Source organism: Peribacillus sp. CSMR9 (assembly GCF_033141925.1).
In the GTDB taxonomy this organism is placed as follows: Bacteria; Bacillota; Bacilli; order Bacillales; family DSM-1321; genus Peribacillus; species Peribacillus simplex_A.
On record NZ_JAOPHO010000209.1, the window covers coordinates 1 to 944 of the forward strand.

The window sequence follows — 944 nt, forward strand, 5'->3', positions numbered from 1 at the left end:
TGGACTCTATACTCATATCTTACTGAGGGGCTCTATTTTTTTCAAACCTGATATTTAACGATCTACAGGAATGCTAAAGGGGCAGTTTAGTTGATTAAGTAAAAAAATGATAAACAGCGAAAATGGGATAATATGGATTATTGATGTATAATTGGATTGAAATTAGAAAGGGTGAAAAATAGGGGGTATGAAATGAAAGGCTTTTTTAGATTATTTATAGGAATGTTTTTAATTTTTATATTAACAGGATGTATAGGAGAAGATTATGATGTTGGTGTTCCAACTGCTCATTTATATTCAGAAGACCTTGCTACATCTGTGCAATTAGCAGAAGGAAATGTCAGTTGGAGTTCATCAAGTGGAGATGTAGATCAAAAAATAGATGATATTCAAGAATTCGGATTATCACAAGAAAAAATGAAGGTTACTGCTAACGAAAAAGTTTCCTTAGATTTTCAAGAGAACGTAAGAAATGGTGGAGATATTTGGACAGACCCAAAAATAACAGTTGCCCTACTTAAAGATGAACAACGAATTGAACTCGAATTGCATGAAAATAGGGAATTTCAAATCCCCAATAACAAAGGGGGGTATGTTTTAGAAGTTGTATTCACAAGTTCAAGAGGTACTGCCCAATATGTAGGGAATATCTTAATTCAGTGATAGTAAAAATCCCTTCTTTTTGAACAAAAGGGGATAATGCTTTAGTTTTTCACCTTAGAATGCGTTGTTTGATACCATAAACGATTATGATTAATCAAAATCAACCAAGAACTTTAACATAGCCTTTTCTTATCTTGAAACGGGGCAGCATTCCTGTATTAACTGGAATACTAAAAAGTTTGTGAAGAAACCTACTTAAACTAACGGGTGCTTGTGCGGCCGAGCCTAGGTCGTATCATATAGCGGGTGGGATTCCCGTCGAGTAAGAACTAGCCATTCGC

General features: G+C 34.7%; 1 protein-coding gene. It reads left to right on the plus strand.

Annotated features, from left to right (window positions below):
• Positions 1-192 precede the first annotated feature (192 nt).
• Positions 193-663, plus strand: a complete 471-nt coding sequence (locus N9I19_RS24935; protein ID WP_317779362.1) for a hypothetical protein — start codon at positions 193-195, stop codon at positions 661-663.
• Positions 664-944 lie beyond the last annotated feature (281 nt).